The organism is Pseudarthrobacter sp. GQ63 (assembly GCF_059758765.1).
Genome location: NZ_JCAXEF010000016.1, coordinates 37,423 through 52,986, shown reverse-complemented (window position 1 = coordinate 52,986; position 15,564 = coordinate 37,423). Strand labels below are relative to the sequence as shown.

15 protein-coding genes are annotated in these 15,564 nt (G+C 66.4%); 6 read left to right on the top strand and 9 right to left on the bottom strand.

All coding sequences use genetic code 11. From position 1 onward, the window contains the following. Positions 1-184: 184 nt before the first annotated feature. Genes AC6CHP_RS18700 through AC6CHP_RS18685 form a run of 4 tightly spaced genes read left to right on the top strand, consistent with a single transcriptional unit; the run spans position 185 to position 5,810 of the window. On the top strand, positions 185-1,501 hold the full coding sequence (locus tag AC6CHP_RS18700) for a glycoside hydrolase family 1 protein (RefSeq protein ID WP_498231538.1): 1,317 nt from the start codon (positions 185-187) through the stop codon (positions 1,499-1,501). 55 nt (positions 1,502-1,556) lie between these two features. After that, on the top strand, positions 1,557-2,735 hold the full coding sequence (locus AC6CHP_RS18695) for a CaiB/BaiF CoA transferase family protein (RefSeq protein ID WP_498231536.1): 1,179 nt from the start codon (positions 1,557-1,559) through the stop codon (positions 2,733-2,735). Next, on the top strand, positions 2,732-4,261 hold the full coding sequence (locus tag AC6CHP_RS18690) for a carboxyl transferase domain-containing protein (protein WP_498231534.1): 1,530 nt from the start codon (positions 2,732-2,734) through the stop codon (positions 4,259-4,261). The genes AC6CHP_RS18695 and AC6CHP_RS18690 overlap by 4 nt, the downstream gene beginning before the upstream one ends. 10 nt (positions 4,262-4,271) lie before the next feature. Further along, positions 4,272-5,810, top strand: a complete 1,539-nt coding sequence (locus tag AC6CHP_RS18685) for a carboxylesterase/lipase family protein (protein WP_498231532.1) — start codon at positions 4,272-4,274, stop codon at positions 5,808-5,810. Here the strand turns inward: AC6CHP_RS18685 and AC6CHP_RS18680 are convergent. After that, on the bottom strand, positions 5,788-6,228 hold the full coding sequence (locus AC6CHP_RS18680) for an SRPBCC family protein (protein ID WP_364409416.1): 441 nt from the start codon (positions 6,226-6,228) through the stop codon (positions 5,788-5,790). The two genes, AC6CHP_RS18685 and AC6CHP_RS18680, sit on opposite strands and share 23 nt — an antisense overlap. A 202-nt stretch (positions 6,229-6,430) precedes the next feature. Here AC6CHP_RS18680 and treS point away from each other — a divergent pair, with 202 nt between their 5' ends. Further along, on the top strand, positions 6,431-8,740 hold the full coding sequence (gene treS, locus AC6CHP_RS18675; RefSeq protein ID WP_498231530.1) for a maltose alpha-D-glucosyltransferase: 2,310 nt from the start codon (positions 6,431-6,433) through the stop codon (positions 8,738-8,740). 96 nt (positions 8,741-8,836) lie between these two features. Then, the gene (locus AC6CHP_RS18670; protein WP_498231528.1) at positions 8,837-9,289 is read left to right on the top strand and encodes a DapH/DapD/GlmU-related protein; all 453 of its coding nucleotides are present in this window, start codon (positions 8,837-8,839) and stop codon (positions 9,287-9,289) included. A gap of 46 nt (positions 9,290-9,335) precedes the next feature. Here the strand turns inward: AC6CHP_RS18670 and AC6CHP_RS18665 are convergent, their stop codons facing one another. Genes AC6CHP_RS18665 through AC6CHP_RS18630 form a run of 8 tightly spaced genes read right to left on the bottom strand, consistent with a single transcriptional unit; the run spans position 9,336 to position 15,502 of the window. After that, the gene (locus AC6CHP_RS18665; RefSeq protein WP_498231526.1) at positions 9,336-10,391 is read right to left on the bottom strand and encodes a HoxN/HupN/NixA family nickel/cobalt transporter; all 1,056 of its coding nucleotides are present in this window, start codon (positions 10,389-10,391) and stop codon (positions 9,336-9,338) included. After that, a complete protein-coding gene (locus tag AC6CHP_RS18660) occupies positions 10,391-11,221 on the bottom strand; it encodes an urease accessory protein UreD (RefSeq protein WP_498231524.1) in 831 nt (276 codons plus the stop codon). Before AC6CHP_RS18660 ends, AC6CHP_RS18665 begins: the two co-directional genes overlap by 1 nt. Before the next feature lie 56 nt (positions 11,222-11,277). Continuing rightward, entirely contained in the window at positions 11,278-11,895 is a 618-nt protein-coding gene (gene ureG, locus AC6CHP_RS18655) for an urease accessory protein UreG (protein ID WP_498231522.1), read from the bottom strand. A 12-nt stretch (positions 11,896-11,907) separates the two neighbouring features. Beyond that, complete coding sequence (locus tag AC6CHP_RS18650) at positions 11,908-12,588, bottom strand: urease accessory protein UreF (RefSeq protein WP_498231520.1); 681 nt, start codon at positions 12,586-12,588, stop codon at positions 11,908-11,910. Beyond that, on the bottom strand, positions 12,569-13,048 hold the full coding sequence (ureE, locus tag AC6CHP_RS18645) for an urease accessory protein UreE (protein WP_498231518.1): 480 nt from the start codon (positions 13,046-13,048) through the stop codon (positions 12,569-12,571). The genes AC6CHP_RS18650 and ureE overlap by 20 nt, the downstream gene beginning before the upstream one ends. A 26-nt stretch (positions 13,049-13,074) precedes the next feature. Next, a complete protein-coding gene (gene ureC, locus AC6CHP_RS18640; protein ID WP_498231516.1) occupies positions 13,075-14,853 on the bottom strand; it encodes an urease subunit alpha in 1,779 nt (592 codons plus the stop codon). Further along, positions 14,850-15,188 carry an urease subunit beta gene (locus tag AC6CHP_RS18635; RefSeq protein WP_498231514.1) on the bottom strand — a complete coding sequence of 113 codons (339 nt, stop codon included), beginning with the start codon at positions 15,186-15,188 and terminating at the stop codon, positions 14,850-14,852. Before AC6CHP_RS18635 ends, ureC begins: the two co-directional genes overlap by 4 nt. A gap of 11 nt (positions 15,189-15,199) precedes the next feature. After that, entirely contained in the window at positions 15,200-15,502 is a 303-nt protein-coding gene (locus AC6CHP_RS18630) for an urease subunit gamma (protein ID WP_104185865.1), read from the bottom strand. Positions 15,503-15,564 lie beyond the last annotated feature (62 nt).

Here is a 15,564-nt window from a genome sequence, read left to right as displayed (position 1 = left end):
AACGGTGTGGGGCTGGCTGCTCGCCGGCTCTCCACAAGCATCGGCCGGGCGCACTGGGCACTCACATGAGAATGTCATTGATTGAAAAGGTATTGTGGTCCCGGTCACGCGACGGGAAAGGATTGGAAGCCAGGGCAGAGCGGCCCCGTGCGCTGTTCGTCGGCGCAGACCCGAAAGGAACCATATGACCACGGCATCACCATTCCCGCAGGACTTCCTCTGGGGCGTCGCCAGCGCCGGCCACCAGGTGGAAGGGAACAACGTCAACAGCGACACCTGGTTCCTGGAGCACGTCCCCGGCAGCATGTTCTCCGAACCGTCCGGAGACGCAGTGGACCACTACCACCGCTACCGCGAGGACATTGCCCTGATCGCCAGCCTCGGTTTCACCACCTACCGCTTCTCCATCGAGTGGGCACGCATCGAGCCGGAAGAAGGGCTGTTCTCCACGGCCGAGCTCGACCACTACCGCCGCATGCTCGAGGCCTGCCACGAGCACGGCCTCACCCCCGTGGTCACGTTCCACCACTTCACGTCCCCGCGCTGGCTCCTGGCCCTCGGTGGGTGGGAAGGCGCCCGGACGGCGGAGCTCTTTGCCCGCTACTGCGACCGCGTGATGGTGCATCTGGGGGACCTCATCGGCGTCGCCTGCACCCTGAATGAACCCAACCTCCCCTGGCTGCTGGAGTCCTTCGGCATTGGCGGGGAAGCCCCGGAAAACCGCAGCTCTGTGCCGGTCTGGGCCGCAGCAGCCCAGCGCCTCGGCGTGGACGCCAGCACCGTTGCACCCTTCCAGTTCTGCTCCACAGAGGCGGGATTCGACGTGAAGCTGGCGGCACACCGGGCCGCCACTGCTGCCATCAAAGCCCACCGCCCCGACCTCCTTGTGGGCTGGACGCTCGCGAACTCTGACATCCAGTCCATCGAGGGCGGCCAGGAAATCGCTGACCGCGTGCGCCGCAACGTCAACGAGCGTTTCCTGGAAGCCTCCCGCGGCGACGACTTCGTGGGGATCCAGACCTACGGCCGCACTGTCTACGGCCCGGACGGCCACGCGCCGGCACCGGACGGCGCGGCAACCAACCAGATGGGTGAGGAAATCTACCCGCAGGCCCTCGAGACGACCATCAGGGAAGCGCACCGGATCGCCGGCATCCCGGTGATCGTCACGGAGAACGGCCTGGCCACCGAGGATGACACGCAGCGTGTGGCGTACCTGAAGGCAGCGGTCGACGGCGTTGCCGCCTGCATTGCTGACGGCATCGATGTCCGGGGCTACATTGCGTGGACGGCCTTCGACAACTACGAATGGGTGTTCGGCTACGGTCCCAAGTTCGGCCTCATCGCCGTGGACCGCTCCACCCAGGAGCGGACCCCCAAAGCGAGCGCACGCTGGCTGGGAAGCCAAGCACAGGTGCATACAGACCAGGAACACACCGGCCTGGACCACCCAGCCCAGACACCTGCTTCCGGGGCCGGCAGGGCACCCCAACCGGCCTGATCGCCGTCGCGCACTTCCGTCCCCAGCACCTGTACATCCCGAAAGGCTTTCTTCCATGCCCGGACCACTGGACGGCATTACCGTCGTCGACCTCACCCGCGCCTTGGCCGGACCTCACGCCACCATGATGATGGCTGACCTGGGCGCCCGCGTCATTAAGGTCGAATCCCCCGACGGCGGCGATGACACCCGGGGCTGGGGGCCACCTTTTGTGGGGGATGCGGATGAGCGCCAGTCCACGTATTTCCTGTCCTGCAACCGGAACAAGGAATCCATCACCGTCGATTTAAAGAGCGACGACGGCGCTGAGACTTTGCGCCGTCTGATCCGGAACGCTGATGTGCTGGTGGAGAACTTCCGGCCCGGAACCCTGGACCGCCTCGGCTTCCGTCCGGAAGCGGTGGAGGAGCTCAATCCCCGCACGGTCATCCTTTCCATTTCCGGATTTGGCCACGACGGGCCCGAAGGCGGACGGGCCGGCTACGACCAGATCGCGCAGGGGGAAAGCGGCCTGATGTCCCTCACCGGATCCGGGCCTGACGATCCGCAGCGGGTGGGGGTTCCAATTGGTGACTTGCTGGCCGGGATGTACGGAGCGTACGGGGTGCTGGCGGCCTTGCTTGAGCGGGAGCACACCGGCCGGGGGCAGGTGGTGCGCACCTCGTTGCTCGCGTCCCTCGTTGGAGTCCACGCGTTCCAGGGCACCCGCTGGACTGTGGCCGGCGAGACCGGTGCGGCGCGGGGAAACCATCACCCGTCCATCGCCCCGTACGGCTTGTTCCGGTGTGCGGACGGGGCCGTGCAGATCGCCGTCGGTTCGGAGGGTCTGTGGTCACGGTTCGCAGCGTTCGCCGGGTTGGATCCTGAGGACCAGGCATTTGCGTCGAATGCGGCCCGCGTGGAAAACCACGCCCGGCTCGTTGCTGCGATCGAAGCACACTTTGCAGCCCATAAGGCCGAAGACCTGCTCACTGCCATGAAGGCGGCCGGCATACCGGCGGGGAAAGTCCGGACCCTCGACGAAGTGTACGCATGGGACCAGACCAGGTCCCAAGGGCTGGCGGTTGGGGTCGAACATCCAACCCTCGGACCCATCGAGCTCCCCGGCCCGCCCCTGCGGTTCTTCGATCACGCGGGCGTTGAAACCACCAAGCGGGATCACGAGGCTCCGCCGCTGCTGGGCCAGCACCGGGCATCCGTCATGCAGTGGCTGAGCCAGACGGTGACTGTATGACCCAGCAGGCTACGCCGGGCCGCATCAGCCCTGAAGAACTCATTGCCCTGGCCCTCGACCCCGGGAGCTTCCGTACCTGGGATCGGCCACTCCCCCGGCTGGCCATCGAAGAGGGCTACGCCGAGGAACTGGCCGCCGCGAAAGCCAAGTCCGGGCGCGATGAATCGATCATCACCGGCGAAGGGAGCATCGAGGGCCGGCGGGTGGCCGTCATCCTCAGCGAGTTCACCTTCCTGGGCGGCTCCATAGGCGTTAGCGCAGCAACCCGGATAACCGAGGCGATTGAAAAGGCAACACACCTGGGTCTACCGCTGCTGGCCTCCCCTGTATCGGGCGGAACCAGGATGCAGGAAGGGACGGCAGCCTTTGTCCAGATGGCCCGGATCACCGCCGCGGTCAACGCCCACAAGCGGGCCCGCCTCCCGTACCTGGTCTACCTTCGGCACCCCACCACAGGCGGGGTGTTCGCGTCCTGGGGATCGCTGGGACATGTCACTGCTGCCCAACCACAGGCGATGATCGGGTTCCTGGGACCGAAAGTGTACAAAGCGCTCGTTGGCAAGGAATTCCCGGCCGGGGTCCAGCAATCCGAGAACCTTCACCGCCACGGGAAAATCGATGCGGTCACCCACCCCCGCCACCTGCGAAAATTCATCATTGGCATCCTCACCGTACTCAATGCCAATCCCGATGAGTTGCGGACAGGGAACCACCCGGACTCTGCGCCAGCTGTTGATGATGCGGACACCGGGGCCAGGGAAACCCAATCATGGCCTGCCGTCACGGCCTCGCGGCTCCCGCGACGCCCCGGCCTGCGCGACTTCCTTCGCCTGGCCGCGGGGGACCTGGTCCCCTTAGGCGGAACCGCCGGAGAAAGCCCCAAAACCCTTGCGATCGCTTTGGCAACCATCGGGGGCCGGGGAACAGTCGTCGTCGGGCTCGACCGCAAAGGTGCCGACGGCGGAGCCACCTTTGGCCCCGCAGAGCTGCGGGAGGCCCGGCGCGGGATGGACCTGGCTGAGGCTCTGGGGCTACCGCTGCTCACCGTCATCGACACCCCGGGCGCAGAACTGTCAAAAGAAGCGGAAGAGGGCGGCCTCGGACAGGAAATCGCCCTCACTCTGGCAAAGCTGCTCGATCTGCGTGTCCCCACCATGACGCTGCTCCTGGGGCAAGGGGCAGGTGGCGGAGCCCTGGCCCTGTTTCCCACAGACCGAATCGTCGCCTTTAGCAACAGCTGGCTCGCACCGCTGCTACCCGAAGGGGCCAGTGCCATTGTCCACGGAAACACCCGCCATGCGGGAGCCATGGCCCAGCAGCAAAGAGTAAGTGCTTCGGCTATGTTCCAGGACGGCTTGCTCGACGAAGTGCTGGAAGAGCCCGACAGCTTCCAGGCACGGTCCGCTAATATTTTCCTGGCCAAGGCAGCGTCAGCGGTGGATCAGCACTTGCGGGACATCGCGACCACCGACCTCGACGTCCTCATCAAGGACCGTTCCCGCCGCTACGTCCCGGGAAGGCCCTAAGGTGACAACCATGACAGACGCCAAACCGCCTTCGGGAGCCGTCCGCGGCACCACGGTCAGCGTGGAAGGAACACCGGTCCACCGATTCCTGGGAATTCCCTACGCCGAGCCGCCGTCAGGCTCCCGGCGCTTCCGCCCGCCAGCCCCGGCCGCGCGTCGGCAGGAGGTGCGGGACTGCACACGGCCCGGCCCGGCAGCTCCGCAGAACCCCGAGTCCCCCGCGCCGCCAGGCCAGGAACCGCGGACGTGGAGCGAGCAGGACTGCCTCAACCTGAACATCTGGACGCCCGGCACGGGCGCAGGCAGGCCCGTGATGGTGTGGGTTCATGGCGGCGCCTACCTCTCGGGGTCCAACAGCGACGCAATGTACGACGGCGGCAGCCTCGCCGCTGCTTCCGGCGCCGTAGTGCTGACGGTCAATTACCGGCTGGGCGCCCTGGGTTTCCTGCACCTGGCGGACGTGCTGGGCCCTGGTTACGAGGATTCCTCGAACCTCGGCCTCCTGGACCTGCTGGAAGCGCTGCGCTGGGTGCAGGGCAACATAGCGGCTTTCGGCGGCGACCCCGGCAACGTCACGCTGTTCGGGGAGTCGGCCGGGGCCGCGGCCATCGGCACCCTCCTGGGCATGCCGTCGTCGTCCGGCCTTTTCAGGCGCGCCATCATGCAGAGCGGCACCGCGGAACGCTACCGCACCCCGCAGGAGTCCGCACGCGTGTGCGGGGAATTCCTGGAGGTGTGCGGCCTGGACCCGGCCAGGGCCGGCGGGATCCTTGACCTGCCCGTTGAACGGATCCTCGCAGCGCAGGGGCAGCTGGTGCTGCGGGAGGGGGCAGCGACGTTCGCCGTTCCGCTGCCGTTCCAGCCCACAGTCGGGACACCCTCGCTTCCGCTGCCGCCCCTGGATGCGGTGCGCGGCGGGCTCAACACCGGGGTGGACCTGCTGCTCGGAACGAACCTGAACGAGGGCTCATTCGCCGTCGAGATGCGTCCTGGCACCGCAGAGGACCCGGACTACCCGGACCGTGCCGCAGCCGTGCTGTCCGGCGCCGGGGTCCCTCGGGCGGCTGCCTCCGGCTATGCGGAGGCGCTCACCCGGACGCTGTCCCGGGAACCGTCAGGCAAGGAGCTCCTGGAGTCCGCCATTGCCGACTCCGTCTACCGGCAGCCCAGCAACAGGCTCCTCGACGCGCGGACTGGATCCGCAGGAAAGACCTTCTCCTACCTGTTCACCTGGCGCAGCCCTGCCATGGGCGGAAAGCTGGGGGCCTGCCACGCGCTGGATATCCCGTTCGTGTTCCGGCACGCGGACAGCCCGCAGGCAGCGTTCCTCACGCGCGGCAAGGCGCCAATGTCGCTCAGCAACGCCATGAGCGGTGCGTGGGCGGCCTTCGCGCAGACCGGAATTCCACGAATGCCCGGGCTGGAGTGGCCGGAGTATGGACCGCAGCGGGCCACGATGATCCTGGACGAGACGCCCCGGCTGGACGCCGACCCCCGCCGGGAGCTGCGGGAGTTCTTCGAAACCGTCAGGCTGCGGCCAGCGAGTTGAGCGTGTCCCGGATCCCGTTCAATGCCGGATCCCGGAGCGACATGAAGGCCGGCTTGAGGAGCGGTTGGATGATCTTGGCGGGTCCCTTGATGCTGAACTCGGCCGTGTACTTCACCACCGAGCCGGCCCCGTTGGGGGTGACGTCGATGGAATCGAAGGAGGTGACGGTTTTGTTCTCGCCGCGCAGCTTGATGTGGTTGTCCGTCAGCTCGATGACCTCGTAGACCAGGCTTTGCCGCTTGCCCCGGAACTCGGCTTCGGCGTTGTATTTGTGCCCCACGGCCACCGGCCCCGGCGTGACTTTATCCATGACAGGAGTGTTGGGATCCCACTTGGGGGTGTTCTCGAACTGGCTCAAAAAGGCAAAGGCCTTCTCGGCGGACAATGTGGTTTCCACGCTTCCAGCGACTGTGATCATCACCCCAGTGTAGGAACAGGCCGCCTGCAAACACAGCCCCGGCTATGGACACGGCGGCCGCAAACCTCGTGGCCTAGCCGTTTCTTGGTAGTTTCGTAGTTCGCCCCGAATAGTCTCGGCACCCCCGGGTACAGGGATTATGGACAGGGCGGCCAGGCAGCACGCCTTGGGACCGCGGAAACAACTTGTAGAAAGAGGACTCATGCGGGAACCTATGGCCAGCGACGGTGTCTTTGAACCGGAGACCGTTGCAGGTGATGACCAGGAAGCAGGTTCGGCGGCAGCTGAGCCGTTGGTGGAACCGGACGTCAATTTCGACGAACATCTCTATCCTGCCCGGCCCAAGGCGCTGAGGCCGACAGCGCGCCGCCGCCAGTATTACGCCACCAGGCCGTCCTTCGAATTCGATGGGCGGAACGCGGCCTACGTCGAATGGCTGCGGAACCAGGCGATGCTGGGAGATGCGAACGCACTGGCCCGGCAGCTGTCCGGGCAGGCCAGCATGTGGCAGAACTCCTACGCGCATCCCAACCCCCGGGCCGCCGTGGAGCGCGCACCGGTGTGGTTCACCGCGTACCCCCTGTCCTTCATCACCAGGTCCAGCCAGTCCTTCCTCTCCGCCCTGGGTGATCCGGCCATGTGGGAAGCCTTCAGCGAAATCGGGATCCGGGCCATCCACACGGGCCCGGTCAAGCTCGCGGGCGGCATCAGCGGCTGGTCCCAGACGCCCAGCGTTGACGGGCACTTCGACCGGATCAGCATGGCGATCGATCCGGTGTTTGGCACGGAGGACGAATTCCGCTCCATGTGCCAGGTGGCCGCGGACCACGGCGGAACGATTATCGATGACATTGTTCCCGGGCACACCGGCAAGGGTGCCGATTTCCGCCTCGCCGAAATGAACTTCCGGGACTACCCCGGGATCTACCACATGATTGATATCCCGGAGGAGGACTGGCACCTGCTGCCGGACGTGCCGGAAGGGCAGGACTCGGTGAACCTGAGTCCCGACTCCGAACAGGCCCTGCAGAAGGCCGGCTACATCATCGGCCGGCTGCAGCGGGTTATCTTCTACGAGCCCGGCGTCAAGGAAACGAACTGGAGCGCCACCCGGGCAGTCGTTGACACCACGGGGAAGACCCGCCGCTGGGTCTACCTCCACTACTTCAAGGCGGGCCAGCCCTCCATCAACTGGCTGGACCCAACCTTCGCCGGGATGCGCCTGGTGGTCGGTGACGCGCTGCATTCCCTGGTTGACCTCGGCACCGGAGCGCTCAGGCTCGATGCGAACGGCTTCCTGGGCGTGGAGAAAAGCGCCGAAGAGCAGCCGGGTTGGTCAGAGGGGCACCCGCTGTCCGAGGCAGCCAACCAGCTCATCGGGTCTATGATCCGCAAGGTGGGCGGGTTCTCCTTCCAGGAGCTGAACCTGACCATCGACGACATTAAGGCCACCTCGGAAGCAGGCCCGGACCTTTCCTACGACTTCATTACGCGGCCGGCATACCACTACGCGCTGGTCACCGCCGATACCGAGCTGCTGCGCCTGACGCTCCGCCTGTCCATGGAGATCGGCGTCGACCAGGCGTCGCTGGTCCACGCGCTGCAGAACCATGACGAACTGACCTACGAGCTGATGCACTTCGCTGCCGGACACCGGGACGAGATGTTCGAGCTCGCCGGCCAGGAGCTCACGGGGGCTCAGCTCGCGGAGCAGGTCCAGCAGACCATGCGGGAGCGCCTGACCGGGGAGAATGCCCCCTACAACGCGGTGTTCACCACGAACGGGATCGCCTGCACGACGGTCAGCTTCATCATGGCCGCCCTGGGGGTCCAGGACCCTGACGCGATCACTCCGGAGCAGGAGGCGCAGATCCTGGATGTGCACATCCTCCTCTCCATGTACAACGCCCTGCAGCCCGGCGTCTTTGCCCTGTCCGGCTGGGACCTTGCCGGTATCACCGCGCTGGACCGCAAGAGCGTCGAGGAACTCACGGCCCAGGGTGACACCCGCTGGATCAACCGCGGGGCGCACGACATCATGGGCACCAGCCCGGATGCGGAATACTCCTCCTCCGGCATGCCGCGTGCCCGCAGCCTCTACGGCCCGCTCCCCGACCAGCTGCAGGACCCCGGCTCCTACGCCAGGCGGCTGCAGCATATCCTGGCTGTCCGCGAAGAACACGGCATCGCCACGGGGTCGCTGCTGGACGTGCCCGGCGTTTCACACCGCGGCCTGCTGGTGATGGTCATCCAGCTGGGCAGCGGAGCGCTGGAGGTAACCGTGCTGAATTTCTCCGACCAGGACATTGCCGGCAGCATCCAGTCCAGCCACCTGGTCCCCGGGTCTGCCGTGCACGACCTGTTCAGCGGGGCAGCGGTTGGCCAGGTTGACGACCTGCACAGCTTCTTCCTCGAACTGCCTGCCTTCCAGGGGACGGCCCTGCTGCTGACAGAGGAGGACGCCGCCCCTGGCGGGGAGGAAGGCGTGGAGCTCGGGGAGGTATCGCCGTAGCGGACGAGGTGCCCGGCGCCGTTCGGGAATCCCTTTGAGTTGTGAACCGTTAACTGAATGTGCGGCTGACGTGCCGCGCCGTTAACGAGGGATTGAATGAACGCGAAGTTTGTTTCAGTGGAAGACGACGCCGGGAAGGTCACCCGGTACGTCCGGCATGCCAACGGCGGCGGGCTTGTTGCCCCCGGAGCCGCGGTCGCCGAAAATGCCCGCATTGGCCCCATGACGTATGTGGAGCAGGGTGCCAGGTTGGGTTCCGGGTGCCGGATCGGCCACGGCAGCTGGATTGACCGCGACGCCACAATCGGCGAGCGTGCCATTATTGGCGACGGCGTACACATCGGCCGGGGAACGGTGATCGGAAACCGGGTGAACATCGGCAGCCATTCGCGGATCGGCTCGGGGGTCCTGATCGAGCACGGGGTCCAGGTCCACGCGGACTCCGCCGTTCCGGACGGAGGGCAGGTCCTCGCGGGCTCGGGCGCGCCGCGCCGGGCCCAGGGGAAAGGCAGGCAGCACCGGCCGAGCAGGGGCCGCGTGGCCGCCTGAGCCGCGCCGCCCTGAGCCGCCCCACCCTGTTATGGGCAGCGCGCGCTCAGTGCCCGGGGCTGCCCGCCAGGCGTCCCTTCACACCCGCCGCTCCCCACACGGCGAGCAGCAGCGCCACCAGCAGCAGGCCGGCGTCGCCCAGGTCTATGGATCCCAGCCACACCGTCAGGGGATCCTGCAGCGCAAAGGCGGCGTTGGCGAACCCGCCCAGCGTGATCACCGCGATAAACAGGGCGGACACCGCTGAGATGCCGGTGACCACGGCGTTGAAGCCCAGCCGCCGCTGGGGGTCGTCCAGGGCAGAACGGTACATCCGCATCATGGCCACCCCGTTCAGCGAATCGCAAAGGGTCATCGCGGCCGTGAACGCCAGCGGCAGCGCGAGGAGCGCAAACGGCGGCACCCCCGCCAGCGAGGCCGCCGTCGTCATCATCAGCAGCCCGATGGTGGTGGCAGTATCGAACCCCAGGCCGAACAGGAACCCGATCACGTAGATGTTCCGCGGCCGCCGCACCCTGGACAGCGGCCGCGCCAGTAGCCGGGCCACCAGTCCCCGGGGCTCAAGGTCGCCGGGGTCCACCGGCGCCCCGGTCCGGGCCCGGCGGTATGCCCGCGCCGAACGCGCGAAAGCCGAACCGTTGAACAGGCCCATGGCCAGCAGGAACAGCCCGGAGACACCGCTGCCGATCAGCCCGAGCACCAGGTTGCCGGTGGTTCCGTCCTGCATGAACTGGCCCGCCATGCCGGCTCCGGCAACCACCAGGATCCCCGCCAGCGTCACCACCGAACTGTGCCCGAGGCTGAAGGCGAAGCCCACGCTCACCGGGTCCTGGCGCTGTGCCACGAACTTGCGTGTGGAGTTGTCGATCGCGGCGAGGTGGTCCCAGTCGTAGCTGTGCTTGACGCCCGCCAGGTAGGCGGTGAGCACGAGTCCCCAGATGAGCGGCTCCGCACCGGATCCGGCGGCGTTGCCGGCCAGCAGGAGCACGACGGCGGCCGCGTGCAGTGCGGCCACGGCACCGAGCGTGAACAACAGGCGGGTCCGCAGCGGCAGTGCCTCCCGGTCCCGGTACAGCGTGGTGATGTTGGTGATGGCTGTCATCAGTGCTTCCTCAGGTTCAGCGGTTCCTGCCCGTGCCACCGTTTCCGGAGGAGGGAGGTGCAGGCAGCAAGCAGGTTGTTCAGTTCCCCCGTGCTGTTGGACAGGGCGCGCAGTACCAGCCCGGTGGTTCCCGAGGCCGTGCGGGTGAGGGAAATGCCGGTGCGGGTATCGTGGTCCTGGGCCAGGGCGTGCAGGTCATCGGCAAGCGCCTGGTCCACCCGGGGATCCACCACCAGCAGCGAGCCCACATGGCTGAAACCCTCCATGAACCCCAGGCACGTGACATCCCCGGCCGGCGGGCGGATCAGGAGGTTGTCCAGGGCCAGGAGCCGGGTTCCGTCCGGGCCTTCCACCCGGATGCTGGTGCGCAGCCGAACCTCCTCGTAACGGAAGGCGGCGCCGTCCGGCGACCATCCCGGCGTCACCACTTCAGCCATGACCAGGGATGACGATGGCCGAACCGTGACGTGCGTGTGCTGCCGGTAGCTGGCCTCCCGGTAGGCGATGAGCTGGTCCGGCATGAGCTCCAGCCGTGCCCCCTCCCCCAGCCGGACAGCCATCCGCTGCTCGGCGAAGGACCCGGGCGTCCGGTAGACCTTCGTGGCGGACTGGGTGGTCAACAACAGTGAGGCAGAGTCTCCGACCTCCACATCAAGCAAGAAAAGATCCGCACCAAGATAAGCCCCACCAGGATTCACGACCACATAACAAACCTGCCCGGAGTCATCCAGGTAATGCGGCCGGAGTACCCTCAAGGCGCCCTGGTGGTACTGATGCGCGGCAACCGACCGGCCCCTGCGCTCACTGATGACCAGCTGAAGCTCCCCCATCGGCGACTCACGCCCAGGTGGGATGACCACCTCAGGTGCAGGGGCCGCCGTCGTACTCACTGCGCCAGGTCGAGCATCAGGACGTCGCGCCTCACCCATTCGATGACGGCGTCGAGCCCTTCGTCGGTTTTGAGGTTGGTGAAGCAGAACGGCTTGGCCCCGCGGAATTCCTTGGAGTCCCGTTCCATGACTGCGAGGTCGGCGCCGACGTGGGGCGCAAGGTCGGTTTTGTTGATGATGAAAAGATCGGACTTGATCATGCCCTGGCCGGCTTTGCGGGGGATCTTTTCGCCCTGGGCCACGTCGATGACGTAGATGGAGAAGTCGACGAGTTCGGGGCTGAAGGTGGCGGAAAGGTTGTCGCCGCCGGATTCGACGAAGATGACCTGCAGGTCGGGGTGGCGGGCTTTGAGTTCCTCAATGGCGGCGGTGTTCATGGAGGTGTCTTCGCGGATGGCGGTGTGCGGGCAGCCGCCGGTTTCGACGCCGATGATGCGGTCCACGGGAAGGATCCCGTTGGCGGCGAGGATTTTGGCGTCCTCGATGGTGTAGATGTCGTTGGTGATGGCGGCCATGGAGATCCCGCCGCTCATGTGACGGGTGAGGCGCTCCACGAGCTGCGTCTTGCCCGCCCCCACGGGTCCGCCGATGCCGATCTTGATGGGTTCAGCCATTTAGTCCTCCTGCTAGCTCATGAACATCCGGGCACGTTGGCGTTCGTGCCGCATTTGTGAAATTTCCAGTCCGGGGGTGACGGCCCCGAAGTCGTCCGGCGTCAGGTGCGGTATCCGTTCGACGGCGGCAGCAACGCCGTCGGCCGCCTGGCGAAGCAGCCGCTGGCCGGCGTTCTGGCCCAGCGGGATGGCCCGGACGGCGTTCTGCGTCAACGAGGTGACGGCGGCGAAAAGGTAGGCGGCGAGGGCCTCCGGCAGCGGCACCCGCAGGGAGCGCGCGACGACGGCGAACGCCAGCGGCTGGTGCCCCGCGGCCCGGCCGGTGGCCACCAGGTCCCGGTACAGTTCCAGCTGCGGCGACGGGAAGACCTCCGCCCCGATCTCGAGCAGCCGCAGGCCCATCTTGACGCTGGCCTCCCGGACCTGCCGCGGCAGCAGCGAAGCCGACAACAGCTCATCCAGTTCCCCAAGATCCCACCCCTCATACAGGAACCGGATGGCCAGCCCGTCTGAATAGGAAAGCGACTGGGAGATGAAGGCACTGAGCCAGGTTCCGAAGGACCCTTCATCGGACACGACCCCGGCGTCGATGTACGTCTCAAAGCCAAGGGAGTGCGCAAAAGCCCCCGTGGGAAGCGCAGAGTCGGTGAGCTGCTGCAGCGCCAGCTGGTAGTCAGTGACTGTGTTCAGCATGGCGGAAAGGCACAGGCATAACGCGTTCCTGGCGGGTATAGGGCGCACCGACGCCTCGGAGATAGTCCTCGACGGTGTGGTCATAGGCGCACACCATGACCTCGGCCCCGTACTCCGAAGCGCCGTCAAAGAACTGGGCCTGGAGGTGCCGGTTGCCGAGGGAGTGCGCCACGACGCCCATCTCGTGGATGGTCCGCGGTGCGATCACCAGGACGTCGGTGGGCAGCACGGACACCACGATCATGTTGGCCTCCTCGACATGCAGGATGTCGCCGTCACGCAGGTCGCCGGAGCCGGACGGGAGCCGGATGCCGATTTCCTTGCCGTGGTCCGTGGTGGCGCGTTGGATCCGTTTGACCAGCTGGGCGCTGGGAAGCACCACTTTCTCCTGGTGCAGGTTGGCATAGGTGTCCGGGTCGGGGAGTTCGTGCAGGTTGCCGAGGACTTTTTCGATGATCACGGGGTTCTCCGGGGGCTTGGAAGAATTCAGAAGAGGAAGTAGCGCTGGGCCATGGGCAGCACGTCGGATGGTTCGCACGTGACGTCTTCGCCGTCCACGGTCACCTGGTACGTTTCGGGGTCCACCTGGATGTCCGGGGTGGCGTCGTTGTATTTCAGGTCCGCCTTGGTGAGGGAACGGATGCCGGAAACGGGCCGGATCACCTTCTCCAGTCCAAGCTCGGCGGGAACCCCGGCGTCGATCGCGGCCTTGGACAGGAAGGTGATGGAGGACTGCTGCACGGCCTTCCCGAACGCGGCGAACATGGGCCGCATGGTGCGCGGCTGCGGCGTGGGGATGGAGGCGTTGGCATCCCCCATCAGCGCGTACGCAATCTGCCCGCCTTTGAGCACCAGCTCCGGTTTCACGCCGAAGAACGCAGGATCCCACAGGACCAGGTCCGCGAACTTGCCCACCTCCACGGAGCCGACGGAGTCCGCGATGCCCTGAGCGATGGCAGGGTTGATGGTGTATTTGGCCACGTAGCGCTTGATGCGGAAGTTGTCGCTGCCCGCACTGCCGTGCGCGCCACCGCCGTCACCTGCCGGACCGGCGGGATCTGCCAGCACACCCCGCTGCTTCTTCATCTTGTCCGCCACCTGCCACGTGCGGGTAATCACCTCGCCCACCCGGCCCATTGCCTGGGAGTCCGACGAGGTGATGGAGAAGATCCCCAGGTCCTGCAGGACGTCCTCGGCGGCGATGGTCTCGGCGCGGATCCGGGAATCGGCGAACGCCACATCCTCGGGGATGTCCGGGTTCAGGTGATGGCACACCATGAGCATGTCCAGGTGCTCCTCGATGGTGTTGCGCGTGTAGGGAAGCGTGGGGTTGGTGGACGCCGGCAGGACGTTGGGCATCCCGGCGATTTTGATGATGTCCGGCGCGTGCCCGCCCCCGGCGCCCTCGGTGTGGAACGTATGGATGACGCGGCCGTTGATGGCGCGGATGGTGTCCTCCACGAAGCCGCACTCGTTAAGGGTGTCCGTGTGGATGGCCACCTGCACGTCGTACTCGTCGGCCACGGTGAGGGAGGTGTCGATGGAGGAAGTGGTGGAGCCCCAGTCCTCATGCACCTTCAGCCCGATGGCGCCGGCGCGGATCTGCTCAGCCAGGGGTTCGACGGCGGAGGCGTGGCCCTTGCCGAAGAGCCCGATGTTCATGGGGAACCCCTCGGCGGCCTGCAGCATGCGCTGGATGTGCCATTTTCCGGGCGTCACGGTGGTGGCTTTGGTGCCTTCTGCCGGGCCGGTGCCGCCACCGATCATGGTGGTGATGCCGCTGGTCAGCGCCGTGGGGATCTGGTCCGGGGAGATGAAGTGGATGTGGGTGTCCACTCCCCCGGCCGTGAGGATCTTGCGCTCGCCGGCGATGATCTCGGTGCTGGCGCCGATCACGATGTCCACGCCGTCGGTGATCTGCGGGTTGCCAGCCTTGCCGATTTTGAAGATGTGTCCGTCCCTGATGGCGACGTCCGCCTTGTAGATGCCCGTGTAGTCCAGGATGACGGCATTCGTGATGACGGTGTCCGGCACTCCGCCGCCGGAACCAAGATCGCCGGAACCGTCGCCGTCCCGGGTCACCTGGCCATTCTGGCCCATGCCGTCGCGGATCACTTTGCCGCCGCCGAAGACAACCTCCTCGCCGTAGACGGTGAGGTCCTTCTCGATTTCCAGGAACAGGTCGGTGTCCGCCAGGCGGATTGCGTCACCCGTCGTCGGGCCGTACAGGTCCGCGTACTGCCGGCGCGGAATCTCGAAACTCACTGGATGTCCCCTTCCGGGCGGGTGCCGCCGTCGAGCTCTCCGTTGACGGCATTGCTGAGCCCGTACACCTCGCGGGTGCCGGCCAGTTCGATCAGCCGCACGGTCCGCGAATCCCCCGGCTCAAACCGTGCAGCCGTTCCGGCAGGAATGTCCAGGCGTCGGCCGTAGGCGGCATCCCGGTCAAAGGCCAGCGCGGCGTTGGCCTCGGCAAAGTGGAAGTGCGAGCCCACCTGCACGGGCCGGTCGCCGGTGTTGGTGACGACGACGTCTGCCGCCGTCCGCCCAGCGTTGGCCGTCACCGGCTCGGACCGGAGGACGTACTCTCCTGGAATCATGGCCTGCCCTCTCAGCGGATGGGATCGTGGACGGTGACGAGCTTGGTGCCGTCGGGGAAGGTCGCCTCGATCTGCACGTCGTGGATCATTTCGGGCACGCCTTCCATGACATCCCCGCGCGTCAGCAGGGTGGTGCCGTAGCTCATGAGGTCGGCAACGCTGCGGCCGTCGCGGGCACCCTCGATCAGTTCGTAGCTAATGATGGCCACAGCCTCGGGATAGTTGAGCTTGAGGCCGCGGGCCTGGCGGCGGCGTGCGAGGTCGGCGGCCACCACGATCAAGAGTTTTTCCTGCTCACGCGGCATCAGATGCATGTTGGGTCCCTTCAACTGTCCGCTTGCGGCGGCGTGGGACCCACAGTAGGTTGCGGACGTTT

What these genes read in the sequence shown, in the direction of transcription:
- AC6CHP_RS18700 (WP_498231538.1), top strand. Translation starts at nt 185, where the DNA reads ATGACCACGGCATCACCATTCCCGCAGGACTTCCTCTGGGGCGTCGCC.
- AC6CHP_RS18695 (WP_498231536.1), top strand. Translation starts at nt 1,557, where the DNA reads ATGCCCGGACCACTGGACGGCATTACCGTCGTCGACCTCACCCGCGCC.
- AC6CHP_RS18690 (WP_498231534.1), top strand. Translation starts at nt 2,732, where the DNA reads ATGACCCAGCAGGCTACGCCGGGCCGCATCAGCCCTGAAGAACTCATT.
- AC6CHP_RS18685 (WP_498231532.1), top strand. Translation starts at nt 4,272, where the DNA reads ATGACAGACGCCAAACCGCCTTCGGGAGCCGTCCGCGGCACCACGGTC.
- AC6CHP_RS18680 (WP_364409416.1), bottom strand. Translation starts at nt 6,228, where the DNA reads ATGATCACAGTCGCTGGAAGCGTGGAAACCACATTGTCCGCCGAGAAG.
- treS (WP_498231530.1), top strand. Translation starts at nt 6,431, where the DNA reads ATGCGGGAACCTATGGCCAGCGACGGTGTCTTTGAACCGGAGACCGTT.
- AC6CHP_RS18670 (WP_498231528.1), top strand. Translation starts at nt 8,837, where the DNA reads ATGAACGCGAAGTTTGTTTCAGTGGAAGACGACGCCGGGAAGGTCACC.
- AC6CHP_RS18665 (WP_498231526.1), bottom strand. Translation starts at nt 10,391, where the DNA reads ATGACAGCCATCACCAACATCACCACGCTGTACCGGGACCGGGAGGCA.
- AC6CHP_RS18660 (WP_498231524.1), bottom strand. Translation starts at nt 11,221, where the DNA reads ATGGGGGAGCTTCAGCTGGTCATCAGTGAGCGCAGGGGCCGGTCGGTT.
- ureG (WP_498231522.1), bottom strand. Translation starts at nt 11,895, where the DNA reads ATGGCTGAACCCATCAAGATCGGCATCGGCGGACCCGTGGGGGCGGGC.
- AC6CHP_RS18650 (WP_498231520.1), bottom strand. Translation starts at nt 12,588, where the DNA reads ATGCTGAACACAGTCACTGACTACCAGCTGGCGCTGCAGCAGCTCACC.
- AC6CHP_RS18635 (WP_498231514.1), bottom strand. Translation starts at nt 15,188, where the DNA reads ATGATTCCAGGAGAGTACGTCCTCCGGTCCGAGCCGGTGACGGCCAAC.
- AC6CHP_RS18630 (WP_104185865.1), bottom strand. Translation starts at nt 15,502, where the DNA reads ATGCATCTGATGCCGCGTGAGCAGGAAAAACTCTTGATCGTGGTGGCC.